The organism is Sodalis sp. RH24 (assembly GCF_047324145.1).
In the GTDB taxonomy this organism is placed as follows: domain Bacteria; phylum Pseudomonadota; class Gammaproteobacteria; order Enterobacterales; family Enterobacteriaceae; genus Acerihabitans.
Map to the genome: position 1 here is coordinate 5,066,098 of NZ_CP178729.1, position 18,309 is coordinate 5,084,406.

Here is an 18,309-nt window from a genome sequence, read left to right on the forward strand (position 1 = left end):
CTCCTCCTCAACGTTGCACGGCGCCTTCGCGCTAAATGAAGTATAGGAGACGATCGCGGCTGTCACCGTGGCTGAATCGGTTAAATTAAATCTCCGGGCTCGGCTTCCCAGCGATAGCCCATGCCGTAGACGGCGCGGATAAACACCACATCGTCGGCCAGTGCTTCCAGCTTGCGGCGTAAATTCTTGATATGGCTGTCTATGGTGCGGTCGGTCACCACGCGGTAATCGTCATACAGCTGGTTTAGCAGGGCTTCGCGCGAGAAGACCTGGCCGGGCGCGCCGGCCAGTATTTTCAGCAGGCGGAATTCCGCCGGGGTTAAATCCAGCGCCAGATCGCGGTAGCTGGCCTTGAACCTGTTCTCGTCGATTTTTAACGGACTGGGCTGCGGCGCGCAGGCCTGCGGACGATAGCAGCGGCGCATGATGGCCTTGACCCGGGCCACCACTTCCCGCGGGCTGTAAGGTTTGCAGATATAATCATCCGCGCCGATTTCAAGGCCCAGCAGGCGGTCGATCTCATCGGTCTTGGCGGTCATCATGATAATCGGCACATCGGAAAAGCGCCGGATATCGCGGCACACCGACAAGCCGTCGCGGCCCGGCAGCATCAAATCCAGCAGCACCAGCGCGGCCGGCGTCTTCAGCAGATAGTCGGCCACTTCGTCGCCCCGCGTCAGCCAATGGGTGCGATAATCCGCCGCCTGGAGGTAATCCACCAGTAATTGCCCAAGCTTGGGCTCATCCTCGACGATAAGGATGGTTAGCGGCGCGCTGTCGAGTTCGCTCATAGAGTCCTGGGTGCCCGTTGATCGAGGGGTAATTGTACCGTGATTTGCAGGCCGCCAGAAGCCGAATGCGCGGCCGATATGCGTCCCCCGTGCGCCTCGACGATATTCTGGCAAATAGGCAGCCCGAGCCCCGAGCCGCCGCTGGCGCGATTGCGTGAGCCCTCGGTACGGTAGAACCGTTCAAAAATCTGCGTAAGCTGGTCATCCTCGACCCCGGGCGTGCTGTCCCGCCAGCGCAGCGTCAGGCTGTCTTCCCGTATCCATCCCTCGACGGCCACGCTGCCCGGCGCGTCGGTATAGCGCAAACTGTTTTCCAGCAGGTTGAGGAACAGCTGCGTCAGGCGATCCGCATCGCCGAATATCCATGCCTTATCGGGCAGCGCCAGGGTCAGGTCCAGCCCTTTGAGCACAAAACGTTCCCGAAACGAGGCCGCGGCGATAGCCAGGATATGGATGGCGTCCACCCGGTCCTTGCGATAGGCCAGCGCGCCTGAGTCGGAGAGGGAAAGCTGATGCAAATCATCCACGAGCTTGGTCAGGATGGCGACCTCCGCCTGCAGGGACGCGAGGGATTCGCCGGTGGGCTGGCGCACCCCGTCCTGCAGCGCTTCCAGCTCGCCGCGCAGTATCGACAGCGGCGTGCGCAGCTCGTGGGAAATATCGGCCATAAACGCGCGGCGCATGGCGTCGTTTTTTTCCAGCGACATGGCCAGCTGGTTAAAGTCATTGGCCAGCCGCCCCAGCTCATCCTGGGTGCCGGTCTCCACCCGGGTTGAAAAGTTGCCGGCGGCCAACTGATGGGTCCCGCTCACCAGCCGTTTGACCGGCGCCAGCAGGCCGCGCGCGGTCAGCCAGGTAACCGCCGCCGCCAGCAGTCCCGCCAGCGCGACAATCAGCCAGCTGGTGCGCCGCTGCTGGGCGTCGAAACTGATATCCGCATCGCGTGTCAGGCGCTCGACCGGCGTCGACATCACCCAGCCGACCAGGGTGCCGTTCACGTTGATCGCACGGCGCGGGCCTTCATCCGGCAGGGGGCCGCCCGGCCCGACCAGCTTTTGCCGCTGCGCGTCCACCACCCAGATCTGGGTGCGCAGGCCGTGGGGCGGCAGGTTCTTGCCCTCGTCCAGGTTTTGTTCAAAGGAACGCAGCAGCTGATAGACAAAACGATCGTTATTGCGCAGGAAACGCCAGTCGCCGTGCAGCTGGTACTGTTCGGCCAGCGCGGTGCTTAACAGCTCGATGCGCTGGTTATTGCTGCGTTTAATATAATCGATAAAACCGCGCTCAAAGCTGACGCGCACGCCCCAGTGCATGGTAATCACCACCAGCATGCAGGTGGCGAAAATGGCGAGGAACAGCTTTGCGGTAATGCCGAATTTCATCTTCTTACGCCTTATTGGCCCTTCGGGTCGCTTTGGGACAATAGCCCATTGGGCGAGGTGTCCGGCGGTACGCGCATAAATACCAGCGCCGGCAGGGCAATCACCACCGCCATGCATAAATAGGTGGCGATAAACACGCCGTGGATATCGCCTGTCGCCAGCGGCGCCTGGCCGCCGGCAAACAAGCCCAGCAGGATGCCCACCGTGGTCACGCCCAGGCTCATGGACAGCTGCATCACCATCGACAACAGGCTGTTGCCGCCGCTGGCCAGCGGATCGGGCAGATCCTTGAGCGTCAGGGTGTTCATCGAGGTGAAACGCATGGCGTTAACCACGCCCTGGAAAAACAGTACCACCGGGATGGCGTAAGTCCAGCCCGCCAGCGCCACCAGCGGAAACACCAGGCTCACCGCCGCCAGCCCGAGCGTGGCGCCGGTCAGGACGTTCCGATAACCGGCGCGGTTGACCAACTGCACGATAATGCGTTTGGTGCCCATGCTGCCTATCACCATCGGGATCATCATCAGCCCGGCGTGAAAAGGGGTGTAGCCCATGCCGAGCTGTAAAAACAGCGGCGTCATAAACGGCAGCATGCCGCTGCCGATGCGGCCCAGCAGGCTGCCGAGCAGGCCGATGGCGAAGGTGGGCGTTTCAAACAGCCGCAGGTTGAACAACGCGTTTTCATTGCGCCTGGCGTGCAGCCAGTAGCCAAACAGCGCCAGCAGGCCGGTCAGCATCAGGCCGACGATATACGCCGGGGGGATATTCAGCCCTTTATGGCCTTCCAGCCCCAGGGTCATGGTGGCCATGCCCACCGCCAGCAGGAAAAATCCGCCGATATCAAAGCCGCGGGTTTCCATTTTGTAGTTCGGCATCAGCAGCCAGGTGATCAGGGCGCCGACAATCCCCACCGGCAGGTTAATCAGGAAGATCCAGTGCCAGCTGGCGTATTGCACCAGGAAGCCGCCCAGGGCGGGACCGATCAGCGGCCCGATCTGCCCCGGCATGGTGACAAACGCCATCGCCGCCATATACTGCGAACGCGGCACGATTTTCATCACCGTCAGGCGGCCCACCGGCACCATCATCGCGCCGCCGATGCCCTGCACCACCCGTGACAGCACCAGTTCCTGCAGCGACCCGGCCCGCGCGCACAGCAGGGAACCCAGGGTAAACAGCACGATGGCGCTGAAAAAAACCTTTTTCACCCCGAACCGGTCCGCCAGCCAGCCGCTGGCCGGCAGCATCACCGCCACCGTCAGCACATAGGAGACGATAACCGAATGCATATGCAGCGGGTTTTCCTTCAGGCTATGGGCCATCGAGGGCAAGGCGGTATTGACGATGGTGGTGTCCAGCGTTTGCATAAAAAAGCCAAAGGCCACCGTCCACAGCTGCCAGTGCACAGAAGCGGAGGGCCGGGGGTCGGCGGGGGCGGTGTTATGATGAAAGGGATGCCATTGCATATCGCGGTTACTCTTGCTCGGGGATAACGATGCCGGCGCGGGACGGACGCCCTTTCAGACGCAATTTATCAAAAAACAGATAAATCACCGGCGTGGTGTACAGGGTCATCAGCTGGCTGACCACCAGCCCGCCGACGATGGTAATGCCCAGGGGCTGGCGCAGCTCGGCGCCGTCGCCGCTGCCGATCACCAGCGGCAGCGCGCCGAACAGCGCGGCCAGGGTGGTCATGAGAATGGGCCTAAAGCGCAGCTGGCAGGCCTGAAAAATGGCATCCGCCGCGCTGATGCCGCTTTGCCGCTGGGCGGTCAGGGCGAAGTCCACCATCATAATGGCGTTCTTTTTGACGATGCCTATCAGCAGCAGGATGCCTATCATGGCAATCAGGCTGAACGGGGCGCTGAACGCCTCCAGGGCCAGCAGCGCGCCGATGCCCGCCGAGGGCAGGGTGGACAGGATGGTCAGCGGATGAACATAGCTTTCATAGAGGATCCCCAGCACGATATACACCGTGGCGATGGCGGCGATGATAAGCCACAGTTGGGATTGCTGGGTCTGCTGGAAGACCTTGGCCGTGCCGGCGAAGGTGCCGCGCACGCTGGCGGGCACGCCCAATTCCGTCATGGCGCGTTCGATGGCGCCGGAGGCGGTGGACAGCGCCACGCCTTCCGGCAGGTTAAAGGAGATGGTCGAGGCAGCGGACAGTCCCTGGTGGTTAACCGACAGCGGGGCGTTGGCCGGTTGCCATTGGGCAAATGCCGACAGCGGGATCGGCTGGCCGGCGCTGTTGATCAAAAACATGTGGTCCAGCGCGCTGGGGTCCTGGGTATAGGCCGGCGCCACTTCCATCACCACTTTATATTGATTCAGGGGCTGGTAGATGGTGGATATCTGGCGCTGGCCGAACGCATTGTTAAGCAGATTATTGACGTCCGAGACCGCCAGACCCAGGCTGGACAGCACGTCGCGATTATAGATCAATCCCAGCTCCGCCCCTTTATCCTGCTGGTCGGAGTTCACATCGGCCAGTTCGGGCAGCGCCGCCAGCGCCAGGCGCACCTTGGGTTCCCAGGCGCGCAGATCCGCCAGATCGTCCGCCAGCAGCGTGTACTGGTAGGCGGCGTTGGACTCCCGCCCGCCGACACGGATATCCTGCACCGCCGACAAATACAGATCGGCGCCCGGCTCCCGGGCAAGCTTGGCGCGCAGGCGGGCGATAATTTCCTGCGAGTTTTCCCGGCGTTCGGATAACGGCTTCAGGGAGATGTACATCGAGCCGGCATTGGTGCGCGAGCCGCCGGTATACCCGGTGACATTGTCCACCGCCGGATCGGCCGCCACGATTTTCATAAAGTCCTGCAGCTTGCCGCGCATCGCCTGGAAGGAAATACTCTGATCGGCCTGGATAAACCCTTGTATCCGCCCGGTATCCTGCTCCGGCATCAGGGTTTTGGGTATGGCGATATACAGCCATACATTCAGCGCCAGGGTGGCCAAAAACAGCACCAGCACCCAGCCGGCATGATTAAGCACCCAGCGCAGCGAACGGGCGTAGCCGCCCTGCAGCCGCAGCAGCAGGGCGGTAAACCGATCGGTTTTTTTAGCGGCGCGCGCGGTATCCCTGCCCAGCAGGCGGGCGCAAAGCATGGGCGTGAGCGTCAGCGACACCACCAGGGAAATCATGATAGCCACCGACAGCGTCACGGCGAACTCGCGGAACAGCCGGCCCGGCAGGCCGCTCATCAGCAGCAGCGGAATAAATACCGCCACCAGGGACAGGCTCATCGACAGTACGGTAAAACCCACTTCACGCACCCCCAGCAGGGACGCCGCCAGGGGATTCATACCGGATTCCACGTGACGGGCGATATTCTCCACCACCACGATGGCGTCATCCACCACGAAACCGGTGGCGATGGTCAGCGCCATCAGCGAGATATTATTCAGGCTGAACCCGCACAGGTACATGGCGGCGAAGGTGCCGATCAGCGACACCGGCACGGCCAGCGCCGGAATCAGCGTCGCGCGCCAGGAGCGCAGGAACAGCAGTACCACCAGGATCACCAGCGCCACCGCAATCACCAGCGACTGTTCCACTTCGTCGAGGGAGGCGCGGATAGTCGGCGAGCGATCCTGCGCCACGTTCATCTCGATGCCGGCCGGTATCGAGGCGCGCAGGGCGGGGATGGCCGCCCGGATGCTTTGCACCGTGGAAATGATATTGGCGTCGGGGGAGCGGAAAATCACGATCAAAATGGCCGGCTTGCTGTTGACCATGCCGGCGTTGCGCACATCCTGTACCGCATCGCGCACGTCGGCCACGTCCTGCAGCCGCACCACGCCGCCGTTTTGGTAGTGCACAATCAGCGGCTGGTATTCCCGCGCAGTAGACAGGGCGTCGTTGGTGCGGATTTGCCAGCGGGACTGGTTGTCCTCCAGCGCCCCCTGCGGGCGGCGCACGTTCGCCTGGCTGATGGCCTCGCGCACTTCGTCAAGCGACACGCCCTGGTTGAACAACGCCTGGGGATTGAGCTCGACCCGCACCGCCGGCAGCGAGCCGCCGCCGACCGTGACATTGCCGACGCCGTCCATCTGGGAAATATTCTGCGCCAGCTGGGTGGACGCGATATCGTAAAGCTGGCCCTGGCTGTAGGTGTCCGAGGTCAGGGTCAGGATCACGATCGGCGCGTCGGACGGATTCACCTTGCGGTACTGCGGCCGGTTGGGCATGCCGCTGGGCAGCAGGCTTTGCGCCGCGTTCAGCGCCGCCTGGACATCGCGCGCGGCGCCGTTGATATCGCGGTCAAAATCAAACTGCAGGATAATGCGCGTGGTGCCCAGGGCGCTGGTGGACGTCATCTCGTTGACGCCGGCCACATGGCCCAGCGCCCGCTCAAGCGGCGTGGCCACCGACGAGGCCATGGTCTCGGGGGAGGCGCCGGGCAGGGACGCCGTGACCAGCAGCACCGGAAAATCCACCTGCGGCAGCGGCGCCACCGGCAGCAGGCGAAAGCCTATCACCCCGCACAGGGCAATCGCCAGCGTCAGCAGCAGCGTGGCCACCGGGCGGTAGATAAACAGGGCGAAGAATTTCATGTCGTTTCCGGCTTATCGACAACGGCCCGGCCGCGGCGCGACAGGCGGTCGAACAGCAGATAGATCACCGGGGTGGTGAACAATGTCAGCACCTGGCTCACCACCAGCCCGCCCACCATGCAAATTCCCAGCGGCCGGCGCAACTCCGCCCCGACCCCGGTGCTGAACATCAGCGGCAGGGCGCCGAACAGCGCGGCAAGGGTGGTCATCAGGATCGGGCGAAAGCGCAGCAGGCACGCCTGGAAAATGGCGTCATAGGGCGTCATGCCTTTTTCCCGTTCGGCGGCCAGGGCAAAGTCGATCATCATGATGGCGTTTTTCTTGACGATGCCGATCAGCAGGATAATGCCGATTATGGCTATCACGTCCAGCTCGTGGCCGGACAGGATCAGCGCCAGCAGCGCGCCCACTCCGGCGGTGGGCAGGGTGGACAGGATGGTGACCGGATGGATAAAGCTTTCATACAGCACGCCCAGCACGATATACACCGCCACGATGGCCGCCACGATAAGCCATACGGTGCTCTCCAGCGCCGATTGGAACGCCAGCGTACTGCCCTGGAACCGGGTGGCCACGGAGTCGGGCACATCCAGATCCTGTTCCGCCCGGGTAATGGCCTGCACCGCTTGGCCCAGCGAATACCCGGGGGCGAGATTGAACGAGACGGTGGCGGCGGGGAATTGCTCGAGATGGTTGATGGACAAGGCGCCCAGGCGCTGCTGTACGCTGCTGATGGCGCTTAGCGGCACCATATTGCCGTCGGCGCCCCTGATGCGGATATCGTCGAGCGCCGCGAGCCCGGAAAGGGTGTCGGTATCCTGCTCCAGCACCACGCGGTATTGGTTGGCCTGGGTATAGATGGTGGAAACCAAGCGCTGGCCAAAGGCGTTATACAGCGCGTTCGCCACATCGGCCATGCTGACGCCCAGGCGGCTGGCGCTGTCCCGGTCCACCTTGATATAGGCTTCCAGGCCGCGATCTTGCAAATCGCTGCTGACATCCCGCAGCTGAGGCAGGCTTTGCAACCGGGTGAGCAGCGGCGGTATCCATTTACCCAAATCGGTCAGGGACAAGGACTGCAGGGTAAACTGATACTGGGTATGGCTGAGCTGGGTATCGATGGTCAGGTCCTGCACCGGCTGCAGGTAAAGCTGGATGCCGGTCAGGCCGGCGGTGGCCCGCTGTAGGCGTTCGATCACCACGCCGATCCTGTCCTGGCGCTTATCCAGCGGCTTGAGGTTGATCTGCAGCCGTCCGCTGTTCAGCGTGGCGTTGGCGCCGTCCACGCCAATCAGCGAGGATACGCTTTGTACCGCCGGATCGCGCATGACGACCGACAGCACCTCCTGCTGGCGCTGGGCCATATTGCTGAACGACACGCTTTGCGCCGCCTGCACCGTGCCCTGGATCACGCTGTTGTCCTGGGTGGGGAAAAATCCTTTCGGGATAACCAGATACAGGACAATGGTCAGCGCCAGCATGGCAATCGCCACCGACAGCGTCAGCCAGGGATGAAACAGCACTTTGCGCAGCCAGCGGCCGTAGCCGGCCACCAGTTGTTCGAACAGCCTTTCGCTGGCGCGGGTAAAGCGGTTCTGCCGGCGCAGGGATTCGTAGCTCAGCATGCGCGCGCACATCATCGGCGTCAGGGTCAGGGACACCACCGCCGAAATCAGGATGGCTATCGCCAGGGTCACCGCAAATTCCCGGAACAGCCGCCCGACGATATCGCCCATGAACAGCAGCGGGATTAACACCGCGATCAACGACACGGTGAGGGAAATAATGGTAAAGCCTATCTCGCCGGCGCCCTTCAGCGCCGCCGCCAGGGGTTTTTCCCCCTGTTCGATATAACGGGAGATGTTCTCGATCACCACGATGGCGTCGTCCACCACAAAACCGGTGGCGATGGTCAGCGCCATCAGGGTCAGGTTATTGACGGAAAATCCGAGCAGATACATCACCCCGAAGGTGCCCACCAGCGACAGCGGCACGGCCACGGCGGGGATAATGGTGGCGGCGGCATTGCGCAGGAACAGGTAAATCACCATCACCACCAGCGCAATGGACAGCAACAGTTCAAACTGCACATCGCTGACCGAGGCGCGGATATTGTCGGTACGGTCGGCCAGCAGCGAGACGGTGACCGATTTCGGCAGGCTGGCGGTCAACGACGGCAACAGGGCGCGGATGCTGTCGGCGGTGGTAATGACATTGGCGCCGGGCTGGCGCTGGATATTCATGACAATGGCCGGCTGACGGTTGGCCCAGGCGCCCAGGCGGTTGTTCTCGGCGCCCTGTTCAATGGTCGCCACATCGCGCAGCCGCACCGGCGCGCCGTTTTGCCAGGTGACGATTAGCCGGCGGTAATCCTCGGCGGATTTCATCTGATCGTTGGCCGACAGGGTTACCGAACGCTGCGGGCCATCCAGGCTGCCCTTGGCGGAATTGACGTTGGCGGCGTCGATGGCGGTGCGCACGCTTTCACTGTCAAGGCCGTAGGCCGCCAGGGCGGGGGCGTTAAGCTTGACCCGCACCGCCGGGCGCTGGCCGCCGGAAATCGAGACCAGCCCCACGCCGCTGACCTGGGAAATTTTCTGCGCCACCCGTGTTTCCACCATATCTTCCACCTGGATCATCGACATGGATGTCGACGTGACCGCAAGCGTCATAATGGGCGGATCGGCGGGATTGACCTTGCTGTATACCGGCGGATTGGGCAGATCGTCCGGCAGCAGGTTGGTGGCGTTATTGATGGCCGCCTGCACTTCCTGTTCCGCCACGTCAAGCGGCAGCGACAGCTGGAACTGCAGCGTAACCACCGACGCGCCGCCCGAGCTTTGCGACGCCATTTGCTTTAATCCCGACATCTGGCCGAACTGCCGCTCCAGCGGCGCGGTGATGGCGGAGGTGACCACGTCCGGGCTGGCGCCGGGATACAGCGTCACCACCTGGATCGTGGGATAATCCACCTCGGGCAGCGCCGACACCGGCAGCGTCCGGTAGCCGAGGATACCGGCCAGCAGGATGGCGATCATCAGCAGCGTCGTGGCGACCGGCCGCAGGATAAACAGGCGCGAGGGGCCGCCGCTATGGCTGGACGGCAGCAACTCCATCAGGATTTTTCCCCGCGGCGCGCGGGGGCGCGGGGGCCTGCGGCGGGCTGCGTGCTGGCGGGGGCGATAACCTCGACCTTGACCCCTTCGGTCAGCCGGTCAAGACCGTCGGTAACCACCCGCTGCCCCGCCTGCAGGCCGGCGGTGATCACCACCTGCTGGCTGTCTTCCATGCCGGTGGTGACCCGGTGCTGGCTCACCTGGTCGTCATCGTTCAGGACCCAGACAAAATGGCCGTCGTTGCTCATCTGTACCGCGGCGGGGGGGATCACCACCGCGTTTTGCAAGGTGTCGACCTTCATGCGGATATTGACGAACTGATTGGGAAACAGGCTGTCGTCGGCATTGGCAAAGCGGCCCTTAAGCCTTACCGTGCCGGTGGTGGCGTCGATTTGATTGTCCAGGCTGAGCAGCGCGCCCTCGGTCAGCTTGGTTTTATTGGTGCGATCCCATACTTCAATCAGGGGCGCGTTGCCGGTTTTCTGCGCGGCGATAACGCTTGGAATATCGCTTTCCGGCAGCGTAAAGAGCACATCGATCGGCCGCGTCTGGGTCAGCACCACGATGCCCGTGGTATCGCCGCTGGTGATAAAATTACCCACATCCACCTGGCGCAGGCCGACCCGGCCGTCCATCGGCGCGGTAATGCGGCTGTAGGCCAGTTGCAGCTCGGCGCTGGCCACCGCCGCCTGGTCCACCAGCAAAGTGCCCTCGGCCTCGCGCACCAATGATTGCTGGGTGTCGAGCTGCTGACGGGAGACCAGGCTGGTTTTGACCAACTGCTGGTAGCGCGCCATATCCTGCCGGGCGTTGGCGAGCGTCGCCTGGTCCTTCGCCAACTGCCCCTTGGCCTGCAGCAGCGCCACCTCAAACGGCCGCGGATCGATTTGCGCCAATAACGTCCCCGCCTTGACCCATTGGCCCTCGGCGAAATGCAGCGCCATCAGCTGGCCGTCCACCCGGCTCCTTACGGTGACGGTGCCGGCGGCGGTCACCGTGCCCAGGCCCGTGAGAAACCGCGGCACCGATCGGGACTGCGCGGTGGCCGCCTGCACCGGCGACAGCGTTTGCGCGTGGCGCCCGGCGCGGCCGCCACGCCGCCCGGTCTCGGGGCGGGCCGCGCCCGGCCGGGCGGCGGCGGTGGGTTCGGCGGCGGGCTGTTCCCGGACATGCCGCCATATGAAAAACGCGCCGATAAGGAGGATCAGCAGTGTCGTTATCAGGAGCAATAAGCGTCCATTGCGTTTACCCTTCATGTATCGCTATACCTGTAATCATGCGGACAAGGCATCAGAATCGCACGTTCCCGCATAAAATAAGAATGATATACCCAGTTTAGCCAAAAAAACGCGGGTAAAAATGGAGGAAGTGTGGAGGTATTGTCAGGGTTTGTCGTTCTGGTATGAATATTGCCCCGAAAAGTGCTTTCCGGGGCCTGCGGACGCATCAGTCGGGGGCGGACACGTCGATATCGCCGAAATATTTTTTCGCCAGGGTGCCGATGGTTCCCTGGGCCTTCACCTTGGCGATGGCGTCGTCCAGCTGTTTTTTCAGGGCGTCGTCGCCTTTGCGAATGCCGAAGGCGATGCCGCTGCCGAGGATGGCGTCATCGCTGACCGCGGGTCCGCTAAACGCAAAACCCTTGCCCTGGGGCTGGGACAGGAAACCGGACTGCCCGGCCGGCGCCAGCACCAGCGTGCCATCGAGGCGGCCGGAGGTCAAATCCATATAGATCTGGTTTTGATCCTGGTAGGCCACCACGTTCACGCCCTGGCCGGCCCAGTGGGCGTTGGCGTAGGATTCCTGGATGGAGCCTTGCAGCACGCCGATGCTTTTACCTTTCAGCGCGTCCGGGGTCGGCTGCAGCCCCGCGTCGGCGCGGGCGATAAGTTTGGTGGGCACCCGATAGATCACCTGGGTGAAATCGATGGCCTGGCGGCGCTTCTCGGTGACATTCATCGCCGAGTTGATGGCGTCGAATTTGCGTCCCTGCAGCGCCGGGATTAAACCATCGAATGAGGTATCCAGCCATTCGCATTTGACGCCGGCGGCCTGGCACACGGCGTTGCCCAAATCGATATCGAACCCCTGCAATTCACCGCTCGGCGATTTGGATTCAAACGGCGGGTAAAGCGCTTCCAGGCCAAAACGGATTTTGCCCTCGGCCGCCATGGCCGGCAGCGCGGCCATGCCGCAGGCCAATATCAACAGTGTCGCTATTTTTTTCATTGTCGTGTCCCGTCATAGGTAGTGTGTGAACGTCAAAAAAATACGGCCATCCCGGCCACTTACGCCTGGCGCCATGCGCAAAGCCGGCGCGCGCCTTCGCGCAGCGTGGCTTCATCTTTGGCGAAACTGAGCCTGATCATGCCGGTTTCGGTGCCGTCGCTGTAAAACGCCGACAGGGGTATCGACGAGACTTTGGCATCGCGGATTAATTTTATAACCATATCGTTATCGCTGTCCGCCGAGAAATGGCTGAACTGCGCCAACAGGAAAAAACCGCCCGCGCTGGGCAGCAGTTTAAACGGCGAATCCCGCAGGGCGCGGGTCAGTATATCGCGCTTTTGCTGGTAAAAAGCCGCCAGGCCGAGATAACTTTCCGGCTTGCCCAACGCTTCGGCAAACGCATACTGCATCGGCGTATCGGCGGCAAAAACCATAAACTGATGCACCTTGCGGATTTCCAGCATCAATTCGGCCGGCGCCAGGCAATACCCCACGCGCCAGCCGGTGACGCTGTAGGTTTTACCGAAGGACGAAACCACCACGCTTCGCTCGGCCAGGGCGGGATACGCCGCCATGCTGCGGTGAGGCGCGCCGTCGAACACCATATGCTCATACACTTCGTCGGAGAGGATCAGGATATCGGTGCCGGCGGTCAGGGCGGTCAGCCGCTGGATATCTTCTTCGCTGAACACCATGCCGGTAGGGTTATGCGGGCTGTTGACGATAATCATGCGCGTGCGCGGCGTCACGGCCGCGGCCACCGCGTCCCAATCGATAGCGTGCTGTTCCAGCGGGATTTTCACCGGCACCGGCACCGCCCCCTGCAAGCGGGCGATGGGGGAATAGCTGTCAAACGCCGGTTCAAAATAGATCACCTCGTCGCCCGGATGCACCAGGGCGCTGATGGCGCTGTAAAGCCCCTGGCTGGCGCTGGCGAGTATGGTGATTTCGCTTTCAGGATCATACCGGCAGCCGTACAGGCGCTCGACTTTATCCGCCAGCGCCTCGCGCAGGGCCATCAGTCCAGGCATGGCCGCATACTGGTTATGTCCGGCACGCATGGCTTTCGCCACGCCGTCTATCAACAGCGGATCGCAGTCAAAGCTTGGCGCCCCCGAGGACAGATTCAGGGCCTGGTGCTCGGCGCTCAGCTGTCCGATGGTGGTGAAGATCGTGGTGCCGACATCGGGCAACTTAGACCTGGGGGGAATAACGCTCTGCATGGGAACAACCTCCTGGTAGGGTTAAAACCGCAAAAGCCGTGACACGTAAGGCTGGATGAATCATGATTAAGCAACATATCCGGCCGCGCGACAACCGATCCTTTATCATGCATGCCATGCGCCGGGAACATGCCTGGAGCGCGGCGATAATCTCATCAGCGCGGCGCAGCCGCCTTCGCCGGCCCTATTACCACTGGAGCCATGCCCGTGGATGTTTCATCAATCCTGCTGTTATCCGGAGCCGAATCATGAATCCGCTGCCCTCGCTGGACGTGCTGAAAACCTTTATCGTAGTCGCTGAGCGGCTAAATTTCACCCATGCCGCGCGACATATGCATCTCACCCAGGGCGCCGTCAGCCGCCAGATAGCCGGCCTGGAACGGCACTTGGGCTGCGCGCTGTTTATTCGCCAGGCGCGGGGACTGGAACTGACCGAGCAGGGCGCCGCCCTGCTGGCGCCGCTGCAGCAGGCGCTGGGGCAAATCGACGCCACGCTTGCCCTTGCCGCCAGGCGCACGGGCACGCTGCGGGTAAAATGCCCCACTTGCGCCATGCGCTGGTTACTGCCGCGCATTATGCAACTGCAAAACCAGCATCCGGAAATCGATATCGCCCTGACCACCTCATTCTCGCACGGCGTTAATTTCGCCAGCGAACATTTTGACGCGGCGGTGATCTTCGGCCGGCCGGAGAATAAACGCATCCAGGCCACCCCGCTGTTTGATGAAATACTCACTCCGGTGTGCATCCCGGCACTGTGGACCGCGCCTGACGCCGACGTCGCCCGGCTGGCGGATAAAACCCTGCTTCATCCCACCCGCGATCGCCGCGATTGGCTATTATGGTTAAAGACGGCGGGCTGCGACGTAGCGCCGCTGACCAAGGCGCAGCATTTTGACACGCTGGATCTGGCCATGACCGCGGCCCTGCAGGGATATGGCATCGCCATGGGCGATCTCTGCCTGCTGGAGTTCGATCTTGAGGCCCGGCGTCTGACGGCGCCATTTCCGCTGTGCATACAAAGCGGCGCCTCTTATTATCTGATTCATCCTGAGCAAAAGGTCCTGTCGCCTTCGCTTACGCTGTTCAAGCACTGGCTGGAGCGGGAGGCGCGGGAGAGCCGGCAAAGGCTGGCGCGTAACCTGGGGAGTGCTAAGGTAGTCAGCATGGCAAAACAGTAACGCTCAACAGCAATAAGGGGGTATCACCATGGAAACAAGAACGCTGGGCCGTTCCGGGATTACCGTGCCGCCGCTGGCATTCGGCGGCAATGTATTTGGCTGGACCATCGATCGGCAGATGTCCTTTCGCCTGCTTGACGCCCTCGCGGAGCGCGGGCTGAATTTCATCGATACGGCCGATGTCTACTCGGCCTGGGTTGACGGCAACCAGGGCGGCGAATCCGAAACCATTATCGGCGAGTGGCTGAAAAAAAGCGGCAGGCGGGACGGGATGATTATCGCCACCAAGGTGGGCAAGCCCATGGGCGGCGATAAAAAGGGGCTGTCGGCGGGGTATATCAAACGCGCGGTGGAAGAGTCGCTTAAGCGCCTGCAAACCGATTATATCGATCTGTATCAATCCCACGACGACGACAAGTCCGTACCGCTGGAGGAGACCCTGGCCGCGTTCGACGCCTTGATTAAAGCAGGCAAGGTGCGGGCCATCGGGGCGTCGAATTATGAAGGTCCACGCCTGGCGCAGGCGCTGCGCATCAGCGAACAGAATGGCCTGGCGCGTTATGAAACGCTGCAGCCCAAGTTTAATCTTTACGATCGCCAGGAATACGAGCAAAACCTGGCGCCGGTGGTGACCGCGCATGGCGTTGGCGTAATCAACTTTTACGCGCTGGCAAGCGGCTTCCTGACCGGTAAATACCGCGCCACCGAAGATGCCGCCAAAAGCCCGCGCGGGCAAAGCGTGGTGGAGGGATACTTAAACCCGCGCGGCCTGCGCATCCTGAAGGCGCTGGATGCCGTCAGCGAGCAGCACCAGGTCACGCCGACCCAGGTGGCGCTGGCCTGGAATCTCAAGCAGCCCGGCATCACGGCGCCTATTGCCAGCGCAACGTCGGTGGAACAGCTTGACGAACTGGCGCAAGCGCTTGAACTGCGGCTCAGCGCCGAGGATGTCCGCGTGCTGGATGAAGCCAGCGCCTGGAAATAAACCTCGCGGCCGCGGCGCGCAGCCATGCCGGGAGGAGCCCCGCGCCGGGTAGGGCATCATACCGGGCGGGCGGCTTCACTTTCCCGCCCGCGGGCGTTAAAAGGATTTGACCAGCACACCCTTGGCGGGCTGCGCGGTTCCTGTTCTGATCAGGGAATCAAAGGATTTTTCCGCTTTCATCACCTGTTGAAAAAATTCTTCCGGCGTCAGGCCGGTGGCCTTGCCGCTCATATAGGCCAATGCCAATTCTTTTGCCTGAAAACGTGAAAAATTATACATTTTTTGCCTCGGATAACGTTAATTTTATGCACAAAAAGTGGGCCGGATAAGGGTATTAATCCTTTATCTATCGGCCAGCACCGAATGGTCATCATTCCTTTGTCGCCGATGAAAGCATATTACGTTAATGCCTTATCTTTGATAGCTGCTTTCATAGATGGATTCGATAGCTGAAAGTTAACGTTTTGCAATAATACGCCGTGTCGAGGCCGGATGCAGTTTAAGCCGGTGGGGTGGACGGATGGGCCTGGCAGTTAATTCTCCGCCGCAGTTGGGGCAGGTATTATTAAGTTCATTGGCGGCACAGTCGGCGCAGAAGGTGCATTCATAAGAACAGATGCGCGCCTGATGGCTTGCGGGGGGTAAATCGCAATCACAGCGTTCGCAGTTCGGGCGTAATTCAAGCATCTTTTCCCCACGTAATAAAGTTTGACGGCAACTTGTGATTTTTAACAAAATATATTGATATAGTACAGGCCAAAAGCGGCCGGGATGAGGTCCATTTCGGGACAGATATCCCAGGGTCGGGTTAATGTCCTTACACGGCGGGGTAGAATGAATATACGTCATATGGCGGAAGCTGATTTTCCCGGCATCTGCCGCTGGTTTAACACCGAAAAAGAGCTGGCGCAATGGGGCGGTCCCCTGCCGCGTTTTCCCCTGGATCCGCCGCAATTAGCTGAAATGCTCGGCGAATCGGCCGGCACGCCTCCCCGGAGATGGCTGTTTTGCGCCGGGGAGCCCGGCGCGGCCACCGCTACCGCCCAGGTGACTTTTGACTGGCGCAACGGCGTCGCCCTGCTGGGGCGGGTGGCCGTGAACCCCGCCAACCGGGGGCAGGGCATCGCCATCCCCTTCCTGAGCGCCATTGTGCAGCGGGTGTTTGCCGAGCCGCTGATTGAGCGCCTGGAACTGAATGTCTACACCTTTAACCAGGCGGCAATCCACACCTATGAAAAACTGGGTTTTATCCGCGAAGGCGTGCGCCGCAGCTCGGCCAAAGTGGGCCGGGAGCGCTGGGATACCGCCCTGTACGCCATGTTGCGCGGTTCTGGCGCCTTGGCTTAACGCCATTTTAGCCCCCTAATCCCCGGTGCCTTAACGCGCCCAACGGTTAATTTTATCTCGCCCTATAGCTGAACCCGGGTCGGCGGGTAACCCTGTTTTCCCCGCCGGGGAAGGCGGTGTTGGCGTTATAGCGCGTTCACCCTTGCGCACCGGCATGGCGCATTTTTATCGCTGTTACCGCTTGGGGTGCAGGCATGGCACTAATATGGTGCGCCATGAGGGCGTGAGCACAGGTGATCCCCGGTTGAGAATTGGCTTAAATATTGCTACGGAAAGGCTTTGGACTTGTTATCTCATGGCCTGTCACTACAAGGCCATGGTATGCCGTGCAGTAGGGTGCTATGACAAACGACACTGTTCTACCCGTGCCGCCGCCCGCGGGCTGGCTGGGTAAGCTCGCGCTGGGATTCGAGCGGCGCCACGGCCGGACGTTGCTGACGACCCGGCGGCATAGCGGACCCTACCGGGTGCAGCGGGCGTTTTATCCCCAGGCCGATCACCCCCACGTCTATTTGCTGCATCCGCCGGGCGGCGTGGTCGGCGGTGACCGGCTTGAATTATCGGTCGCCATGGCGGCGCAGAGTCATGCGCTGCTGACCATGCCGGGCGCCACCAAATTTTACCGCAGCGCGGGTCAGCTGGCCCGGGTGTCGCAGCGATTTTCGCTCGGCGAGGACAGCATACTTGAATGGCTGCCGCAGGATAATATCCTGTTCCCGGCCGCCAGGGTGGCTATCGATACCGAGTTCCGGCTGGCCCCCGGCGCGCGCCTGCTGGGCTTTGAAACCCTGTGCCTTGGCCGGCCGGCGGCCGGCGAAGCCTTTACCTCCGGTAGCCTGGATGCGTCCCTGCGCATTATCCTGCCGGGATCGCCGGGCCTGTTCGAGCGGTTGCGCATCAGCGCGGGCCGGCTGGAAAAACTGGGCGGCCATCCGCTAAGCGCGACCTTTTATGCCACCCCCGTCACCGAGAAGATGCTGGCCGAGGTGCGTCTGCTGCTCGACGCCGCCCATGCGCCGGCGGCCGGCGCCAGCCTGCTGGATTCATTGCTGGTCGTACGGGTGCTGGATAATGATAACCAGCGGCTGCAGCATCTGCTGCACCGGATCTGGGCCTGTTTACGGCCCGGGATGCTGGGGCTGGAAGCGTCGCCCCCGCGTATCTGGGCAACCTGAGGAGTTGAAGAATGGAATTGTCGCCAAGAGAAAAAGACAAGCTGTTGCTGTTTACCGCCGCCCTTCTGGCGGAACGGCGGCAGGCCCGTGGGCTGAAGCTGAATTATCCGGAGGCGGTGGCGCTGATAAGCGCCGCGATCCTGGAGGGCGCGCGCGACGGGCTGACGGTGGCCGAACTGATGAGCCTGGGCCGCGAGGTATTAACCCGCGATGACGTGATGGAAGGGGTGCCGGAAATGATCCCCGACGTGCAGGTGGAAGCGACCTTCCCCGACGGCACCAAACTGGTGACGGTCCACGATCCGATAATCTGACAAGCA

The 18,309-nt window shown here is 61.8% G+C and carries 15 protein-coding genes; 5 read left to right on the top strand and 10 right to left on the bottom strand.

Going from position 1 to position 18,309, the window contains the following annotated elements; genetic code table 11:
- Positions 1-80: 80 nt before the first annotated feature.
- The 8 genes from baeR to ACL2XG_RS23085 all read right to left on the bottom strand — a co-directional run bounded on the left by baeR (position 81) and on the right by ACL2XG_RS23085 (position 13,301).
- Positions 81-791, bottom strand: coding sequence for a two-component system response regulator BaeR (baeR, locus tag ACL2XG_RS23050; RefSeq protein WP_410014056.1), 711 nt, complete (start codon positions 789-791; stop codon positions 81-83).
- The gene (gene baeS, locus ACL2XG_RS23055; RefSeq protein ID WP_413721147.1) at positions 788-2,173 is read right to left on the bottom strand and encodes a two-component system sensor histidine kinase BaeS; all 1,386 of its coding nucleotides are present in this window, start codon (positions 2,171-2,173) and stop codon (positions 788-790) included. The genes baeR and baeS overlap by 4 nt, the downstream gene beginning before the upstream one ends.
- Positions 2,174-2,184: 11 nt before the next feature.
- Positions 2,185-3,639 (bottom strand): multidrug transporter subunit MdtD, encoded by a 1,455-nt coding sequence (gene mdtD, locus ACL2XG_RS23060; protein WP_413721146.1) that lies wholly within the window; start codon positions 3,637-3,639, stop codon positions 2,185-2,187.
- 7 nt (positions 3,640-3,646) lie between these two features.
- Positions 3,647-6,733 carry a multidrug efflux RND transporter permease subunit MdtC gene (gene mdtC / locus ACL2XG_RS23065; RefSeq protein WP_413721145.1) on the bottom strand — a complete coding sequence of 1,029 codons (3,087 nt, stop codon included), beginning with the start codon at positions 6,731-6,733 and terminating at the stop codon, positions 3,647-3,649.
- A complete protein-coding gene (locus ACL2XG_RS23070) occupies positions 6,730-9,849 on the bottom strand; it encodes an MdtB/MuxB family multidrug efflux RND transporter permease subunit (protein ID WP_410014060.1) in 3,120 nt (1,039 codons plus the stop codon). The genes mdtC and ACL2XG_RS23070 overlap by 4 nt, the downstream gene beginning before the upstream one ends.
- On the bottom strand, positions 9,849-11,105 hold the full coding sequence (locus ACL2XG_RS23075) for an MdtA/MuxA family multidrug efflux RND transporter periplasmic adaptor subunit (RefSeq protein ID WP_410014061.1): 1,257 nt from the start codon (positions 11,103-11,105) through the stop codon (positions 9,849-9,851). The genes ACL2XG_RS23070 and ACL2XG_RS23075 overlap by 1 nt, the downstream gene beginning before the upstream one ends.
- A 190-nt stretch (positions 11,106-11,295) precedes the next feature.
- A complete protein-coding gene (locus ACL2XG_RS23080) occupies positions 11,296-12,078 on the bottom strand; it encodes an ABC transporter substrate-binding protein (RefSeq protein WP_413721144.1) in 783 nt (260 codons plus the stop codon).
- Positions 12,079-12,137: 59 nt separating this feature from the next.
- Entirely contained in the window at positions 12,138-13,301 is a 1,164-nt protein-coding gene (locus tag ACL2XG_RS23085; protein WP_410014063.1) for a methionine aminotransferase, read from the bottom strand.
- A 248-nt stretch (positions 13,302-13,549) separates the two neighbouring features.
- Here ACL2XG_RS23085 and ACL2XG_RS23090 point away from each other — a divergent pair, with 248 nt between their 5' ends.
- Positions 13,550-14,482, top strand: a complete 933-nt coding sequence (locus ACL2XG_RS23090; RefSeq protein WP_413723405.1) for a LysR substrate-binding domain-containing protein — start codon at positions 13,550-13,552, stop codon at positions 14,480-14,482.
- A gap of 28 nt (positions 14,483-14,510) precedes the next feature.
- Positions 14,511-15,467 (top strand): aldo/keto reductase, encoded by a 957-nt coding sequence (locus ACL2XG_RS23095; RefSeq protein WP_413723404.1) that lies wholly within the window; start codon positions 14,511-14,513, stop codon positions 15,465-15,467.
- 96 nt (positions 15,468-15,563) lie between these two features.
- Here the strand turns inward: ACL2XG_RS23095 and ACL2XG_RS23100 are convergent, their stop codons facing one another.
- Positions 15,564-15,746: a hypothetical protein gene (locus ACL2XG_RS23100; protein ID WP_410014066.1), complete on the bottom strand. Its 183-nt coding sequence runs from the start codon at positions 15,744-15,746 to the stop codon at positions 15,564-15,566.
- Positions 15,747-15,923: 177 nt separating this feature from the next.
- Positions 15,924-16,154 carry a DUF1272 domain-containing protein gene (locus ACL2XG_RS23105; protein ID WP_410014067.1) on the bottom strand — a complete coding sequence of 77 codons (231 nt, stop codon included), beginning with the start codon at positions 16,152-16,154 and terminating at the stop codon, positions 15,924-15,926.
- 147 nt (positions 16,155-16,301) lie between these two features.
- On the opposite strand from ACL2XG_RS23105, the gene ACL2XG_RS23110 reads away from it, so the two are divergent.
- The 3 genes from ACL2XG_RS23110 (at position 16,302) to ACL2XG_RS23120 (ending at position 18,303) form a co-directional block, all read left to right on the top strand.
- Complete coding sequence (locus ACL2XG_RS23110; RefSeq protein ID WP_413723403.1) at positions 16,302-16,814, top strand: GNAT family N-acetyltransferase; 513 nt, start codon at positions 16,302-16,304, stop codon at positions 16,812-16,814.
- Between the two features lie 341 nt (positions 16,815-17,155).
- Positions 17,156-17,989: an urease accessory protein UreD gene (locus tag ACL2XG_RS23115; RefSeq protein ID WP_410014069.1), complete on the top strand. Its 834-nt coding sequence runs from the start codon at positions 17,156-17,158 to the stop codon at positions 17,987-17,989.
- A gap of 11 nt (positions 17,990-18,000) precedes the next feature.
- Positions 18,001-18,303 (top strand): urease subunit gamma, encoded by a 303-nt coding sequence (locus tag ACL2XG_RS23120; RefSeq protein ID WP_323476240.1) that lies wholly within the window; start codon positions 18,001-18,003, stop codon positions 18,301-18,303.
- Positions 18,304-18,309: the final 6 nt, after the last annotated feature.

Bases quoted from the DNA above. Each gene is read 5' to 3' on its own strand.
- ACL2XG_RS23095 (WP_413723404.1), top strand. From the start codon at position 14,511: ATGGAAACAAGAACGCTGGGCCGTTCCGGGATTACCGTGCCGCCGCTG.
- ACL2XG_RS23070 (WP_410014060.1), bottom strand. From the start codon at position 9,849: ATGGAGTTGCTGCCGTCCAGCCATAGCGGCGGCCCCTCGCGCCTGTTT.
- ACL2XG_RS23105 (WP_410014067.1), bottom strand. From the start codon at position 16,154: ATGCTTGAATTACGCCCGAACTGCGAACGCTGTGATTGCGATTTACCC.
- ACL2XG_RS23110 (WP_413723403.1), top strand. From the start codon at position 16,302: ATGAATATACGTCATATGGCGGAAGCTGATTTTCCCGGCATCTGCCGC.
- mdtD (WP_413721146.1), bottom strand. From the start codon at position 3,639: ATGCAATGGCATCCCTTTCATCATAACACCGCCCCCGCCGACCCCCGG.
- ACL2XG_RS23100 (WP_410014066.1), bottom strand. From the start codon at position 15,746: ATGTATAATTTTTCACGTTTTCAGGCAAAAGAATTGGCATTGGCCTAT.
- baeR (WP_410014056.1), bottom strand. From the start codon at position 791: ATGAGCGAACTCGACAGCGCGCCGCTAACCATCCTTATCGTCGAGGAT.
- ACL2XG_RS23090 (WP_413723405.1), top strand. From the start codon at position 13,550: ATGAATCCGCTGCCCTCGCTGGACGTGCTGAAAACCTTTATCGTAGTC.
- ACL2XG_RS23115 (WP_410014069.1), top strand. From the start codon at position 17,156: ATGACAAACGACACTGTTCTACCCGTGCCGCCGCCCGCGGGCTGGCTG.
- mdtC (WP_413721145.1), bottom strand. From the start codon at position 6,733: ATGAAATTCTTCGCCCTGTTTATCTACCGCCCGGTGGCCACGCTGCTG.
- ACL2XG_RS23080 (WP_413721144.1), bottom strand. From the start codon at position 12,078: ATGAAAAAAATAGCGACACTGTTGATATTGGCCTGCGGCATGGCCGCG.
- ACL2XG_RS23085 (WP_410014063.1), bottom strand. From the start codon at position 13,301: ATGCAGAGCGTTATTCCCCCCAGGTCTAAGTTGCCCGATGTCGGCACC.
- baeS (WP_413721147.1), bottom strand. From the start codon at position 2,173: ATGAAATTCGGCATTACCGCAAAGCTGTTCCTCGCCATTTTCGCCACC.
- ACL2XG_RS23075 (WP_410014061.1), bottom strand. From the start codon at position 11,105: ATGAAGGGTAAACGCAATGGACGCTTATTGCTCCTGATAACGACACTG.
- ACL2XG_RS23120 (WP_323476240.1), top strand. From the start codon at position 18,001: ATGGAATTGTCGCCAAGAGAAAAAGACAAGCTGTTGCTGTTTACCGCC.